This window comes from Eubacterium sp. 1001713B170207_170306_E7 (genome assembly GCF_015547515.1).
GTDB lineage: Bacteria > Bacillota > Clostridia > Eubacteriales > Eubacteriaceae > Eubacterium.
Genome location: NZ_JADMVE010000001.1, coordinates 697,280 through 712,003 on the forward strand (window position 1 = coordinate 697,280; position 14,724 = coordinate 712,003).

13 protein-coding genes are annotated in these 14,724 nt (G+C 42.3%); all 13 read left to right on the top strand.

Going from position 1 to position 14,724, the window contains the following annotated elements; translation table 11 throughout:
* The first annotated feature begins 5 nt into the window (after positions 1–5).
* Positions 6–1,229 (top strand): lactate dehydrogenase subunit LctC, encoded by a 1,224-nt coding sequence (gene lctC / locus I2B62_RS03465; protein WP_195267575.1) that lies wholly within the window; start codon positions 6–8, stop codon positions 1,227–1,229.
* A 2-nt stretch (positions 1,230–1,231) separates the two neighbouring features.
* The gene (gene lctD / locus I2B62_RS03470; protein ID WP_195267576.1) at positions 1,232–2,632 is read left to right on the top strand and encodes a lactate dehydrogenase subunit LctD; all 1,401 of its coding nucleotides are present in this window, start codon (positions 1,232–1,234) and stop codon (positions 2,630–2,632) included.
* An 11-nt stretch (positions 2,633–2,643) separates the two neighbouring features.
* Positions 2,644–4,170 carry an L-lactate permease gene (locus I2B62_RS03475; RefSeq protein WP_195267577.1) on the top strand — a complete coding sequence of 509 codons (1,527 nt, stop codon included), beginning with the start codon at positions 2,644–2,646 and terminating at the stop codon, positions 4,168–4,170.
* Between the two features lie 173 nt (positions 4,171–4,343).
* Entirely contained in the window at positions 4,344–4,721 is a 378-nt protein-coding gene (locus tag I2B62_RS03480) for an NAD-binding protein (protein WP_195267578.1), read from the top strand.
* Between the two features lie 26 nt (positions 4,722–4,747).
* The gene (gene dapA, locus I2B62_RS03485) at positions 4,748–5,707 is read left to right on the top strand and encodes a 4-hydroxy-tetrahydrodipicolinate synthase (protein ID WP_195267579.1); all 960 of its coding nucleotides are present in this window, start codon (positions 4,748–4,750) and stop codon (positions 5,705–5,707) included.
* Positions 5,708–5,767: 60 nt separating this feature from the next.
* Positions 5,768–6,112 carry a DUF1801 domain-containing protein gene (locus I2B62_RS03490; RefSeq protein WP_195267580.1) on the top strand — a complete coding sequence of 115 codons (345 nt, stop codon included), beginning with the start codon at positions 5,768–5,770 and terminating at the stop codon, positions 6,110–6,112.
* A 501-nt stretch (positions 6,113–6,613) separates the two neighbouring features.
* A complete protein-coding gene (locus tag I2B62_RS03495) occupies positions 6,614–8,065 on the top strand; it encodes a hypothetical protein (protein ID WP_195267581.1) in 1,452 nt (483 codons plus the stop codon).
* Positions 8,066–8,399: 334 nt separating this feature from the next.
* Positions 8,400–9,383: a UDP-glucose 4-epimerase GalE gene (galE, locus tag I2B62_RS03500; RefSeq protein ID WP_195267582.1), complete on the top strand. Its 984-nt coding sequence runs from the start codon at positions 8,400–8,402 to the stop codon at positions 9,381–9,383.
* A gap of 206 nt (positions 9,384–9,589) precedes the next feature.
* The gene (locus I2B62_RS03505; RefSeq protein WP_195267583.1) at positions 9,590–10,255 is read left to right on the top strand and encodes a sugar transferase; all 666 of its coding nucleotides are present in this window, start codon (positions 9,590–9,592) and stop codon (positions 10,253–10,255) included.
* Positions 10,209–11,372 (top strand): hypothetical protein, encoded by a 1,164-nt coding sequence (locus tag I2B62_RS03510; RefSeq protein WP_195267584.1) that lies wholly within the window; start codon positions 10,209–10,211, stop codon positions 11,370–11,372. The genes I2B62_RS03505 and I2B62_RS03510 overlap by 47 nt, the downstream gene beginning before the upstream one ends.
* 5 nt (positions 11,373–11,377) lie before the next feature.
* A complete protein-coding gene (locus I2B62_RS03515) occupies positions 11,378–12,364 on the top strand; it encodes a glycosyltransferase family 2 protein (protein ID WP_195267585.1) in 987 nt (328 codons plus the stop codon).
* A gap of 95 nt (positions 12,365–12,459) precedes the next feature.
* Positions 12,460–13,449: a glycosyltransferase gene (locus I2B62_RS03520; RefSeq protein ID WP_195267586.1), complete on the top strand. Its 990-nt coding sequence runs from the start codon at positions 12,460–12,462 to the stop codon at positions 13,447–13,449.
* A 209-nt stretch (positions 13,450–13,658) separates the two neighbouring features.
* Positions 13,659–14,702, top strand: a complete 1,044-nt coding sequence (locus tag I2B62_RS03525) for an O-antigen ligase family protein (RefSeq protein ID WP_195267587.1) — start codon at positions 13,659–13,661, stop codon at positions 14,700–14,702.
* Positions 14,703–14,724 lie beyond the last annotated feature (22 nt).

Below are 14,724 nucleotides of genomic sequence, written 5' to 3' on the forward strand. Positions count from 1 at the left end.
ATAAAATGGCTGGAATTAAAGTAATCAATGAAAACTGCGGACAGGAGATTTTCGATCAGTTCAATGAAATTTGTCCATTCGGGGCCTTCACTTTTGAAGAAAACAAGCTGGAAGTAACCGCTGCCTGTAAGATGTGCAAGCTGTGCCTGAAAAAGGGCCCAGAGGGCTATGTGGAGCTGGAAGAGGATGAAAAGGAAGAGATTGACAAGAGCAAATACCGCGGCGTTACCGTCTATGTAGACCATGTGGAAGGCAAAATCCATCCGGTAACCCTGGAGCTGATCGGAAAGGCCAAGGAGCTGGCCGCTGTCATCGACCATCCGGTATACGCGTTGTTTATCGGCCACAACATCGGTGATAAGGCCAAAGAGCTGCTGCATTACGGCGTCGATAAGGTTTTTGTCTATGACGATGCCCGGCTGGCGCATTTCTCCATTGAGCCTTACACCAACGCTTTTGAGGACTTTATCCGCAAGGAAAACCCGTCCTCCATCCTGGTGGGCGCGACCAACGTGGGCCGTTCACTGGCCCCGCGCGTCGCGGCCCGGTTCCGCACCGGTTTAACCGCGGACTGCACCATCCTGGAAATGAAGGAAAATACCGATTTGGTCCAGATTCGTCCGGCCTTTGGCGGGAATATTATGGCCCAGATCGTCACCGAAAACAACCGCCCGCAGTTCTGTACAGTGCGCTATAAGATTTTCTCAGCGCCGGAACGTTCCGATGAGGCCAGGGGTGAGATTGTGAATATGGCATTGGAAGAAAAACGTTTTGCCTCCGCCATTGAGGTTCTTGAGATCATCAAAAAGGAAAAGGGCTTTGACATCTCCGAGGCCGATGTGATCGTCGCGGTTGGCCGCGGGGTCAAGAGTGAAAAGGACCTGCCAATGGTGCAGGAATTCGCAGACGCCATCGGCGCGAAAATGGCCTGTACCCGCCCGAACATCGAGAATGGCTGGTTCGACCCGCGTCTGCAGATCGGCCTGAGCGGCCGTACGGTTAAGCCTAAGCTGATCATCGCGGTGGGTGTGTCCGGCTCTGTCCAGTTTGCCGCGGGCATGCAGAACTCCGAATACATTGTGGCCATTAATAATGATAAGAACGCATCCATCTTTAACATCGCCCACTGCGGCATTGTCGGCGACCTGTATGAAGTTCTCCCTGAGCTGATGGAAGAAATACGAAACAATAAAAATGTGAACGAAACCCTGGAAAGTGAGGCTGTATAACCATGGATTACAAAAAAGTTGATGAAAAGGACGTTGAATATTTAAGAACCCTGGTGGACGCGGACCGCATCCTGGTAGGGGATGAAATCTCTGAGGACTACAGCCATGACGAGCTGGGCACTGTTGCCAATTACCCGGAAGTGCTGATGCGCGTGCTCTCCACCGAGGAGGTTTCCGCCATCATGAAATATGCCTATGAACAAAACATTCCTGTGGTGGTCAGAGGCTCGGGCACTGGCCTGGTGGGCGCCTGTGTGCCCATCTACGGCGGCATCATGCTGGAAACCACGCTGATGAACAACATCCTGGAGCTGGACACTGAAAACCTGACCGTGACCGTGGAACCCGGCGTGCTGCTCATGGAGCTTTCCAAATTTGTGGAAGATAACGACCTGTTCTACCCACCGGACCCGGGTGAAAAATCAGCGACCATCGCGGGCAATATTTCCACCAACGCCGGCGGTATGCGCGCGGTAAAATACGGCGTTACCCGTGACTATGTCCGCGGCCTTACCGTGGTCATGCCAAACGGGGAAGTGCTGGAGCTGGGTGGAAAGATCGTTAAAAACAGCTCCGGCTACAGCTTAAAGGACCTGGTCATCGGCTCTGAGGGCACCCTGTGCGTGATCACCAAAGCAGTGCTCAAGTTGCTGCCTCTGCCCAAGAAAACCCTGAGCCTGCTGGTACCCTTCGATACCTTTACAGACGCGGCGGCAGTGGTGCCGAAGATCATCAAATCCAAGGCCATCCCAACCGCCATCGAGTTTATGGAACGCCAGACCATCCTCTTTGCCGAAGACTTTTTAGGCAAGAAATTCCCGGATACCAAGAGCAACGCCTATATCCTGCTCACCTTTGACGGCAACACGAAAGAACAGGTGGAAGCCGAGTATGAGGTGGTGGCAGACCTCTGCCTGAACGAGGGCGCAAAGGATGTGTATATCGTGGATACCGACGAGCGCAAGGACTCTGTCTGGAGCGCCCGCGGCGCTTTCCTGGAAGCCATCAAGGCCTCCACCACCGAAATGGACGAGTGTGACGTGGTGGTACCGAGAAACCGTGTGGCGGAGTTTATCAACTACACCCACGACCTTGAAAAAGAACTGAACATCCGGATTCCAAGCTTTGGCCATGCCGGCGACGGCAATCTGCACCTTTACATCTGCCGCGACGAGCTGGGCGAAAAGGAATGGGAGGAAATGCTGGACACGGCCATGGATAAGCTCTACGCCAAATCCCTTGAGTTTGACGGGCTGGTTTCCGGCGAGCATGGTATCGGCTATGCCAAACGGAAATACCTGTTTAACGACTACGGCGAATATGAAATGGGTCTGATGGACGGCATCAAGCATGCCTTTGACCCGAAGAATATTCTGAACCCTAAAAAAGTCTGCCAGATGTAAGGGGTATGGAGATGAACAACACGTATGGTCTCTTCATATTGGCGCTCATCCCCATCATTTGGTTGATTGTTTCACTGGGTGTGATGAAAATACCAGGCCACAAGGCCTGCCCGGTGGCCCTGGTGATCACCCTGGTTCTCAGTATAATTGTCTGGAAAATGCCGGTGCTTGACAGCTTTACCGGGGCCCTTGAGGGCATTGTCATGGGGCTTTGGCCCATTGTGTACATCATCATCGCGGCGGTGTTCACCTATAACCTCACCACCTATTCGGGCAGTATGGAAACCATTAAAAACATGATGACCGGCGTATCCTCGGATAAACGCATCCTCGTACTCATACTGGCCTGGGGCTTCGGCGGCTTTCTGGAAGCCATCGCGGGCTTCGGTACCGCGGTGGCCATTCCGGCCGGCATTATGGCCTCCCTTGGCTTTAACCCCATCTCGGCCGCGGTCATGTGCCTGATCGCCAACACGACGCCAACGGCTTTCGGCGCCATTGGCCTGCCGGTCACCACGCTGGCCCAGGTCACGAATCTGGACGTCATGCAGCTGTCCTTTACGGTTTCTGTCCAGCTTTTTGTGCTCATACTCATCATTCCCTTTGTACTGGTGATGCTTACCGGCGGCGGCCTCAAGGCCGTCAAGGGTGTGTTTGGCATCACGCTGCTCTCCGGTCTGGCCTTTGCCGTTCCCCAGATTTTTGTGGCAAGGTTCCTTGGCGCAGAGCTTCCCGCCATTGTGGGATCGCTGTTCTGTATGGGCGTGACCATTCTGGTTGCTAAGAAGTTTTACAACAAGGAAGAAGCTGCCGGGGCTGTGAAGGTCCCCCTTAAAACTGCCTTCATGGCCTGGCTGCCCTTTATTCTGGTTTTTGTTTTTATCATTCTCTGTTCATCGCTGTTCCCGTTTATCAGCGGGCCGCTGAACAGCATTAAAACCGCTGTCCCCATTTATACCGGCGCGGGCGCAAAGCCCTACACCTTTGCGTGGATCGCCTGTCCCGGGACCCTGATCATCCTCGCCACCTATCTGGGCGGCCTGCTGCAAGGGCTAAAATTTAAGGAAATTTCCGTCGTGTTTGGCAAAACCATCAAACAGATGGGAAAAACAGCGATCACGGTTTGTTCCATCGTAGGCCTGGCCAAGGTCATGGGCTACAGCGGAATGATCACCTCCATCGCCATGGTACTGGTGGCCGTTACAGGCGGCTTTTATCCCCTTATCGCGCCCATCATCGGCGCCCTCGGTACCTTTGTGACCGGGAGCGATACCTCGGCCAACGTCCTTTTCGGCGAGCTGCAGGTACAGGCTGCGGATTCCATCGGGGCAAGCCCCTTCTGGATCGCGGCGGCCAATATGGCTGGCGCCACAGCTGGAAAAATGATTTCACCCCAGAGTATTGCCGTTGCAACAGCGGCCACTGGGTTAATTGGTCAGGAGGGCAAGATCCTAACCTCGACCATGAAGTTCTGCGCGGTGTATGTCGTGATTATCGGCATCGTAGTATTCTTCGGAGGCCCGCTTTTAGGCTTCTGATAAAACCGTATAACTATTTTTACCTGAGAGAAGGAACCGCCCAGCGCAACGGACGGTTCCTTTTCTTTTTATGGCTTTTTTACGCAGCGCCCCTGCTTTTTAATCCCATCTTTACAGAGAAGAACCTATAATAAGAAACAACAAAAATCTTATCAAAGTGAGGAAGTATCAAGTTGAAAACAAGCGTGAAGAAAACAGCGGTCATAGTGGGGTGCAGCCAGATGGGCGCCCGGCTGGCAATGTCTTTATCGGATAAGGGCTATAAGGTTGTGATCATGGACAAGGATTACCAGGCCTTTGAAAGGATCGACCCGCATTTTCTGGGAACAGAGTTCCTGGGCGATGGCCAGGATCTGGCAGCGCTGCGTTCTTTAGGGGTTGACAATATCAAGCTTTTCGTGGCAGCGACCGGAAATGATGCCGATAACCTTGCCCTGTCACGCAAGGCCGAAAGGCTCTACCACCTGGGCCGTGTCTACGCGAGATTGAGCCGAAGCCGCAGCCGTGAACAGCTGAAACGCTGTGCTACAGACCATGCTTCGGCCGTATAGCCCGCTGGAGGATAAGAGGAAAAACCATGAAAACTAAGATTTTTAAAGGCGTGGCTACTGCGCTGGTGACCCCCATGAAGCCTGACGGGTCCATCTCTTATGACACCCTGTCCGGGTTGATCGACTATCAGCTGAAGCACCACGCCGACGCGGTGGTGGTCGGCGGCACCACGGGTGAGTCCGCCTCGCTTTCAGAAAAGGAACTGCTGGAGCTGACCGCGTTTACCGTCAAGGCTGTGAGAGGCCATATCCCGGTTATTGCCAATATGGGCAGCAACAATACCGCCCATAGCGCAGCACTGGCCGGCCGACTGGAAAGGCTTGGAGCCGACGCCCTGCTTTCGGTAACACCCTACTATAATCAGGCTTCACAGCAGGGGCTCTACGAGCATTTTAAGGCAGGGGCAGCGGCTACCGGGCTGCCCGTTATTCTGTACAATGTGCCGTCCCGCACCGGGGTCAATATTGCCGTGGATACCTATAAGCGTTTGTCTGAGATTGACAATATCGCAGCGGTCAAGGAGGCCAGCGGCAATTTCAGCCAGATGGCGCGGATTGCTGCCGAATGTGGCGACGCGCTGAGTATTTACTCGGGCAATGACGACCAGATCGTCCCCGCTCTGGCCCTGGGGGCAGAGGGTGTTATCTCGGTGCTGTCCAACCTGATCCCCGAGCAGGTCCACCAAATCTGCGCCAGCTATTTTGAGGGCAACGTAGGCAAAAGCCGTTATTTCCAGCTGTATTACCTGGAGCTGGCAGAGGCCTTGTTTTCAGACGTCAACCCCATTCCTGTCAAGCAGGCCCTTAATGATATGGGGCTGAACGTGGGCAGCTGCCGCCTGCCGCTGTGCGATATGGCCCCTGCCGATGCGGGCAGGCTGTTGAAATGTCTGCAGAAGTATGGGCTCTGCCATTTTTCAGAAAGATCGAAAGAAAAGCGCTTCCATACCAGGCGGCGGTTATCCCTGATATCGGGTGTGTTTTAAACATGTGCGCTCCGGGGTATAATAGAGGCATTCCATAACGCCCAACCGGAGGATAATATAATGAATGAAATCGACGGCTACATTGCACAGTTTACAGGCGATAAGCGGAAAAAGCTGGAGGAAATCCGCGCACTCATCAGAGAGAACGCGCCGGAAGCCAGCGAAAAAATCAGCTGGAATATGCCCACCTTTTACCTGAACGGCAATCTGGTGCACTTTGCCATGAACAGAGCACACCTGGGTTTTTACCCCACGCCCAGCGGGGTAGAGCACTTTGAGAAAGCTTTAAAGGACTACCGCCATTCCAAGGGAGCCATCCAGTTCCCGCTGGATCAGCCTCTGCCAGAAGATTTGATCGCGGCCATTGTCCGCTTTCGGGTAGGGGAGAACACAAAAAAAGCATAAGATTAAAAAGCCCGCTGTTTGAGGACAGCGGGCTTTTTAACGTTTTGAAAGGTATTTTGGGTGGGGCGGTATAAAAAGGAAAAATTGAGAAAAACTCGCAGACTATTCATGGTCTGCGAGTCTTTTTGACTTCCAAATTCTTTTATAATTTAACTGCGTTACCTATTATAACATTGCCTGATGAAAAAAGCATCCTCTTTTTTTAGAAAAATTAAATATTTTTCTTCAAAATCAATTTATAGCTATATTCTACCAATAAATCATATTTTCGTCAAACAAATCTTCCTCATTCTATAAAGGTAAAAATTGGTCTTAAATATGGTCAAAAGCCTTTAAAAAACGGCTTGTTTTCTTTGTTTTTATAGTGTGTTTTTAAAAATTTCTTTTTAGTGGATATGGTCAGAAACATGGTCAGGATTCTTTGAAGCCCTTTTATGTCCTGAGTTTTCAAGCTCTGCTTCGCAGACCATGAATAGTCTGCGAAGCATAAAGGAGCAAAAAATGAAAGCCGGATACGCCATTACGACGTACAAAATACAGCTGAATTACAAGCATTTAGACTGGTTTAAACAGACCCAGTCGCTCTTTGACGCTGTCCTGGCATTCTATTATGAGTTGCTTGAGAAGCAGCCTCAGGCCCTTGAACTGTCCAATCAGAATTTACTGCGCCATTTAGAGCTACAGACCATAAAACAGCGGGACGGCAGTTTGCCCGAAACACCCCTGCCCTTTGAAAAAATTCCCCTGTACTTCCGGCGTGCGGCCATCAATGCGGCCATCAGTATGTACCGGAGCTATGTGGGTAAGCTCAGGACATGGCAGGAGAGTCAAGAAAAAGAAGTTGATAGTGAAAAGTTGATAGTTGATAATTTAGGAACAGAATCGCAGGGCGATTCTAAATCAAATCAAATCGGCCAAGCCGATTTGTTCCAGAACTATCCACTATCCACTGTCAACTCTCAACTGAAGGGAAAGCCCTCAAGGCCGCGCCGCCTCCACATGTCCATGCTTTACTACAAGGGCATGTACAAAGATTTTGACGCAAAGAGTATTTTACTCAAGCTCTACACAGGTAAAGCCTGGGCCTGGGTCAAGCACCGCACTACCGGCAGACCCTTTCCGGAAAACGCCGAGTGCATGAGCCCGACCATTGTCATAAAAAAGAAAAAAGTCATGCTCCACATCCCGGTCAAAGAGACTGTGGAGGATGGCCGGACCGCCAAAGAGCGGGTAAAACAGCACGAAAGCTTTGTCGCTGTGGCCCTTACCACTTCCGATGCTCTTGCCGTTTGTACCACCATGCAAGCTGACGGTAGCGCCAGCCACCCTTATTTTATCAAGGGCGGAAAAGAACTGGCACACCGTAGGAAGCAGCTTCTGGGATATATCAAACGCAGCAGTGCCGGGAAGGATATGACGCACACCGTAGGGAACGAGGCCCCCAGGCTTATGACACAACCTGTAGGTAACGACGCCCTCGTCGTTTCGCAAGGGAATCGCCCAAACGCCAAATACTACGAAAAAATCACCCGCGTTACCGACCATTATGCCCATGAGGTTTCAAGGAAAATCGTTGACTACGCTGTCCGCCAGGGCGCGAAAATCATCGTTATGCCCGGCTACAGCAACAGCTTCACCAAAGGCACACTGCCATACCTTAAAACAAACGTCATGGACTTCATTGGCCGCCGGATCATCCGCTACACCAGCTATAAAGCATGGCAGGCCGGCATTGTCGTCACCTTTAACCGCGTGGGGAACGCCAAAAAAGAATGTTGCCACTGCGGCAGCGTGATTTATAAATACAATACCGAATATCAGCCGCCCAGCCAGAACTTCTACGGCGGAAAAAACTTCCGGTGTAAGGAAGGCCATAAAGGCAGCACAGCCCTGAACACCGCCAGAAATATCGGTAAAAGTTTTTATGGCGCTTTTTATGAAAAGGCGGGTTGATGGTCTTATCTGTATAAATAGATGAGTAATGTTTTAATAATGAAATTTAGTTGTTGTTTAAAGCCTGTGGAGAAATCTAGAGGTGTGACTGTTGTCTATAGGGCGATGGCTACAGGCATAGCACCGCCTGATTTTGCTTCGCGTCGCATTGTGGTTGTTTTCTTCATTAATATATAGAACATAACTGCAATGCGATGACAGTAAAAAACAAAGCATCATTCAAATAAATCAGATAAACCCTAATCCAATGATGAGCGTGCTACGAGTTTTAAATAAAAATAATCATGTAATGTAGGGAACGCTGCCCCCAGCGTTCCAAAAAGAGGAACCATTTATGAAAATATTAGTCACCGGCGGCGCCGGCTATATCGGCAGCCATGCCGTCGTCCAGCTCATAGACCAAGGCTATGAAGTGGTCGTGGTCGACAATCTATCCACCGGCCACCGCTGGGCCATTGACGAAAGAGCCCGGTTTGTAAAAGGCGATATCCGAGATCATCCCCTTATGGATGGCCTCTTTCAGCAAGAGAAGATCGAAGCCGTCATGCAGTTTGCCGCTGATATCGTCGTGGCAGAGAGCGAAAACGATCCGCTTAAATATTATGATAATAATGTTTATGGTACTGTTGCATTACTACAGTCCATGCTGAAGAACAACGTGAAAAACATCATCTTTTCATCTACCGCCGCCGTCTATGGCAATACCGAAGCCGTGCCTGTCACCGAGGACATTCCGGTAGCACCCATCAGCCCTTATGGGCGAACCAAAGTCTTTGTGGAGCAGATTCTAGAAGACTGCCACAAAGCCTATGGGCTGAACTACTGCGTGTTCCGTTACTTCAATGTCTCCGGTGCCCATGAAAAATACCCCATCGGCCAGGCCATCAAGCATAACACTGCATTGATCCCGATTATATTAGAAGTCGCCGCAGGCGAACGGGAAAGCATCCAAGTCTTTGGCGATGACTATGCCACCAAAGACGGCACCGGCATAAGAGATTTTATCCATGTAGTCGATCTGGTCGACGCTCATATTTTAGGATTAAAGAAACTTTTTAAAAATGAAAGCGCCATCTATAACCTTGGCAACGGCCAGGGTTTCACCGTCATGGAAATGATCGAAGCCGGCAGAAAAGTCACCGGACATCCTGTGCCAGCCATTATAGCAAAGCGTCGTCCGGGGGATATTGCCATCTCCATTGCCAGCAGTGACAAAACAAAACAAGAGCTTGGCTGGGAAACAAAATACCCAGAAGTTGAAAAAATTATCGAGACCGCATGGAAGTTTAAACAGAGCAAAAATAATGATAAAGAATAAAACAAAAGGTAGATTATTAAAAAACAGATCTCAAAATAAAATAAGAACATTTGAAACCTGCGTGCTCTGCGGAAAGCAAACCTATATCTCCGTCAATGTACCCATTACCGCAAGACAGGGATATATCGAAGGCGTTGGCCAGCTTTGTGCAGAATGTAACCATAAAATAAAAAAAGACAATTAAGCAAAGAGGAAAGGGAAAAGAAGTGATCTATCAAAAATACATCAAGCGATTACTCGATATAACAATATCCGGTGTAGGTATCGTCATCACCTCGCCCTTTCTTGGGGTTATTGCACTCATTATAAAAACCACCTCTAAAGGGCCGGTCTTGTTTAAGCAGCAACGCTACGGCAGACACCAAAAGCCCTTTGTCTGTTATAAGTTCAGGAGCATGTACATTACAGCCCCAAAGGATATGCCCACCTGGAAGCTGGAAAACCCTGAAGCGCATATTACACCCGTGGGCAAATTCCTTAGAAAAACCAGTATGGACGAACTGCCGCAGCTTTTTAACATTTTCAAAGGTGAAATGAGCTTGATCGGCCCGCGCCCCGTAGTACTCAAAGAGAAAAAGCTCATCGAAGCCAGAGAGAAAGTAGGCGCCAATGATGTACGCCCAGGGCTTACCGGCTGGGCGCAGATCAATGGGAGAGATTTGGTGGGGACAGAAGAAAAGGCAGAGCTTGATGGACGCTATGTCAAGCGAATGAGCTTTTTGGTGGATTGTAAAGTGTTTTTAAAAACAATTATTTATGTTTTAAAAACAGAAGATGTTCAAGAGGGAAAACAAGAAGATATAAAAAAGGACCATATCTGTGAATATGAAAAACTTAACAAAGAAGAGAGCACTCATAATATGCCACAGTGATTATTATGATAATAGAATTAGATTTATTGAAAAATTTTTGATTCAAAAAAATTGTTCAGTTCGTATTTTAGTGGCAGATTTTGATCATATAAAAAAGCAAAAAAAAACACCACGTAAAGAAAATTATTTTCAAATTGAAACAAAGCCTTATTATAAGAATATATCTATTCAAAGAATAATATCGCATAATGATTTTTCTAAAAAGGTTAAAAAAACAATTGAAATGCTTAAACCAGATCTATTGTGGGTGATGATACCACCGAATTCGTTGGTTGAAAATATTTCGCGGTATAAGAAAAAAAATCCAAAACTATTTTTAATTTATGATGTGATAGATATGTGGCCAGAAACACTGCCTTTCCGAAATAGTGCTCTTTTAAAAATACCAAGTTATTTATGGAAACAAGTACGGGATAAAGGAATTTCCGATGCGGATATCATTGCGACAGAATGTAATTTGTATAAAATAAAATTACCACAAACTCTTAAAAAGGTTCAAACGGTTTATATGGGAAAACCAGAACAAAAAAATCTTTCTTGTTCAATAGTTTGGGATGATATGATTCAATTTTGCTATCTGGGATCTATTAATAATATTATTGACATACCAAAAATTATTACTTTTTTAGATCAACTACAAAAGAAGAAAAAAATATTTTTACATATTATTGGGGATGGTGAGTCAAGAAACAAATTTGTGGATGAACTTAAAGGAAAAAATATCGATTATAAATATTATGGAAAAATATTTGACGAAAAAAACAAGGAAGCTATTTTAAAAAAATGTCATTTTGGCCTTAATATTATGAAAGAAGATGTTTTTATTGGTTTGACAATGAAGTCAATAGATTATTTTAAAACATCATTGCCCTTAATTAATACAATTAAAGGTGATACTGAAGAATTAATTTTTCAATATGCAGCAGGTATAAATCTTGATTTACTTGGTTTGGATGAAAGCATAAATCAACTAATGAAAATGAAGCAAAGTGATTATGAAAAAATGCGAGAAAATACAAAGCTATTATATAAAGATAATTTTTCTGAAACAGCCATTGAAAAACAGATAGATGATTTATTTATGGAAGTTGCTCCTAAAATTTTTGAAAAAGGTTAATATTTATGGATTACAAAAAAATTAGCATCATCATACCAGTATATAATGCGGAATTGTATTTAAAGAAATGTATAGATTCTGTAATTAATCAAACCTATCAAAATTTAGAGATAATACTTATAAATGATGGATCGAGAGATCAATCATCTAAAATATGTTTAGAATATGCTCGGAAAGATAATCGAATAATTTTTATAGATTTTAAAAGAAATCGTGGACAAAGTTACGCTCGAAATGTTGGAATTAAAAAAAGCAATGGATATTATTTAGGATTTGTCGATAGTGATGATTGGATTGATTTGGGTATGTACACTTATTTGATTAATCTTATACAAACAACAAATAGTGATATTGCAAAAATAGAAAACTTAAAAGTATCAAAAGAAAAAGTAAATCAAAAATATAAAAAAGAAAAAATTACTATTTATAAAAATGGACAGATTCTAAAAAGATTTTTATTAGATGATGACTATACTCTTTGTAATAAGATATACAAACGAAGTTTATTTAAAAATATAGAGTTTGAAACTGGTATAATTTATGAGGACATGATTCCTTTATATAAAATTATGAAGAAGTGTCAAACGATGGCTAAAAGTAATCAGATTAAGTATTTTTATAGAATAATGGATGGTAGCACAACCGTAAGTTGCTTTAAGAAAAAAGATTTGGCTTTACTGAATGAATGTCAGAAAATGGTGGATTTATCAGCAAGTGAAACAACAGAGATACAAAAGCTAACAACGGTTAGGCTTAACAGGTCATATCTTTCTCTTTTAGCTAAAATTGGAAAGTATGGTTATGACGAAAGCATTCCAGATCAAGAGATTGAAAATTATATTGAAATATTTAGAAATAAAATAAAACAAAATATGAAAGAATTATTAATTTCTAAAATACCTGTATCCAGAAAAATTGTAGCAATACTAGTCAGTATTAATAAAAACTTATATTTTAAGATATTTAGACTATACAATAAAATCAGGTTTTAAAAAAGAGGTGATAAATAAAATTGTAACATTTAATATTTAGATATTATTTTAAACAAATAATAAAGTAATTATTTATAACTAAAAAGGAAATAAACATGATTTTAATTAGTGTAATTGTACCGGTTTATAAGGTTGAAAAATATATTGAAAAATGTATACAAACAATTAGAAAACAAACATTTAAAAATTTGGAAATTATTTTAGTTGATGATGGTTCACCAGATCAATGTCCTGAAATTTGCGATTATTATGCTAAAAAAGATTCAAGAATAAAAGTAATACATAAAAAAAATGGTGGCCTTTCAGAAGCACGAAATTCAGGATTAGAAGTTATGACTGGTGAATATGTAGCATTTATCGATAGTGATGATTATATTTCCTCAAATTATATTTTTGATTTATATGAAACTATAAGGGAAGAAAAGGCGGATATTGTTTCATGCAATTACTATCAATTAGATGAGAATCATCATAAATTAAAATATAGAAAAAAAATTACAAATTCTCCCCAAAAAAAATTTAATAATATAGATGCCATAAAAGACATTTTGTTAACAAATAGTATTAATGATGTTATAACATGTAATAAATTATACAAAAGTGATCTCTTTTTAAAATACAACATTCGTTTTCCGGTTGGAAAAATTCATGAAGATAATTTTACAACTTATAAACTATTTTATCAAGCAAAAAAAATAGTTTATATAGAAAAACCTCTTTATTATTATCGGAGACGTAATGATAGTATCACTGCTAATTATTTTAGTCTAAAAAGACTTGATATGTTAGAGGCAGCAACAGAAACAAAAGAATTTATTAAAAATTATATGCCAAATCTATTATCATATGCAGAAGCTAATTATATGGTTTCAGAAATAATAATTTTGAATTTACTAGTTTCTGATAAAAAAAATAAAAGTGAAAATATAAAAATTTGGAAATCTATTAAGAATGATTTACTTAGCAATTCTGCTAACTATTTTTTCAACAAACATGTTAGATTAAAGCAAAAAATATACTTGTTTTTTATTTTAGCAGGATTTGATACATACTATTTATTTAGAAAAATATTTTTCGGTAATTAATTATAAAAAAATATTAATTGTATAGAAGGAATGGTTTTTTATTATTTATGTTAAAAGAAAAGAAGACTAAAAATTATTTTAAAGTATCGACAATTTTGCTAGGTATATCTTTGATTTTTATGTTTAGAAGCGGTGACAAGTTTTTTTTGTTATCTAGCTACTATTATTTTGCCTTTATATCTTTGATGATGCTATTTTTAGAGACATTAATGATAGATAAAATTGTGTTTGGAAAAATTAGTAAACTTATCTTAGCTTTATGTGTGATAAGTTTAATATCTTGTTTAATAGCAGATCGATATATAAACATGTCTTTTGTTTTTAGTTACATTATTTGGCTCGGATTATTTCTTTTGATTTCAGTTAATACTTATACTAAAAAAGAAATAAATTATCTATGTAATTGTTATATCTTAGGAGCGTTAATTATAACTTTTTTAATCTTTAAACAAAATGTTAACTATGAAAGTTTTTCTAGTAGGCTAACAATTCAGTTGAAAAATGGAGATCTAGCAGATCCTAATATGCTTGCTTTATTTTTAGTAGTTCCTTGTATTTTGTCTTTCATAAATATCTTATGCATAAAAAAAAAGAGTTTAAAGATTGTTTATTGCATCAGTTCAATTGTTATTATTTTAGGGATTTTTTTTACAGGATCAAGGGGGTCGATAATAGCTATAACTATAGGATTAATATTTATTTTTTATGAATTTTATCTAAAAGGGAATCCAAATGCGCTAAAGTTAATTTTTAAAGTGTTATTGATACTGAGTTTGATTTTGGTATTATTTTTTATTATAAAATTCTATTTGCCCCAAGATGTCTATAAAAGAATTTTTGTATCATCATATAATGATATGAGTAACCAAATAAGAATAGAACGTTGGCTCTATGGTTTAAGGGCTATGAAAGAATCACCGGTATTCGGCTATGGCTTTCAAGATAATTTAGACGTATTAGAACGTATAGTAGGAGTTTACTCATCACCGCATAATTCATTTATTGTGATTTGGATGGAATTTGGAACGATAGGTTTAATCTTGCTGCTTTTTTTACTAGGATATTATTTATATCAATTCAAAATTAGGGAATATTGGTCATGTTTTGGGGTTTTAATAGGTCTAATAATTTGCTTTTTTTTAGTTGATGCAACGCTTAGTTATATGTTCTGGTTTAATCTTATACTATTCGCTATTATTATTAATTATTGCCAAAAAAACAATGTTATATTTATAGAAATGTTTGAGGACTAAATCTATAAATAAAGAAGGTATT

Coding starts and splice junctions, on each gene's coding strand:
- dapA (WP_195267579.1), top strand. CDS start 4,748: ATGAAAACTAAGATTTTTAAAGGCGTGGCTACTGCGCTGGTGACCCCC.
- I2B62_RS03490 (WP_195267580.1), top strand. CDS start 5,768: ATGAATGAAATCGACGGCTACATTGCACAGTTTACAGGCGATAAGCGG.
- I2B62_RS03510 (WP_195267584.1), top strand. CDS start 10,209: ATGAAAAACTTAACAAAGAAGAGAGCACTCATAATATGCCACAGTGAT.
- lctD (WP_195267576.1), top strand. CDS start 1,232: ATGGATTACAAAAAAGTTGATGAAAAGGACGTTGAATATTTAAGAACC.
- I2B62_RS03495 (WP_195267581.1), top strand. CDS start 6,614: ATGAAAGCCGGATACGCCATTACGACGTACAAAATACAGCTGAATTAC.
- I2B62_RS03525 (WP_195267587.1), top strand. CDS start 13,659: ATGATAGATAAAATTGTGTTTGGAAAAATTAGTAAACTTATCTTAGCT.
- lctC (WP_195267575.1), top strand. CDS start 6: ATGGCTGGAATTAAAGTAATCAATGAAAACTGCGGACAGGAGATTTTC.
- galE (WP_195267582.1), top strand. CDS start 8,400: ATGAAAATATTAGTCACCGGCGGCGCCGGCTATATCGGCAGCCATGCC.
- I2B62_RS03475 (WP_195267577.1), top strand. CDS start 2,644: ATGAACAACACGTATGGTCTCTTCATATTGGCGCTCATCCCCATCATT.
- I2B62_RS03515 (WP_195267585.1), top strand. CDS start 11,378: ATGGATTACAAAAAAATTAGCATCATCATACCAGTATATAATGCGGAA.
- I2B62_RS03520 (WP_195267586.1), top strand. CDS start 12,460: ATGATTTTAATTAGTGTAATTGTACCGGTTTATAAGGTTGAAAAATAT.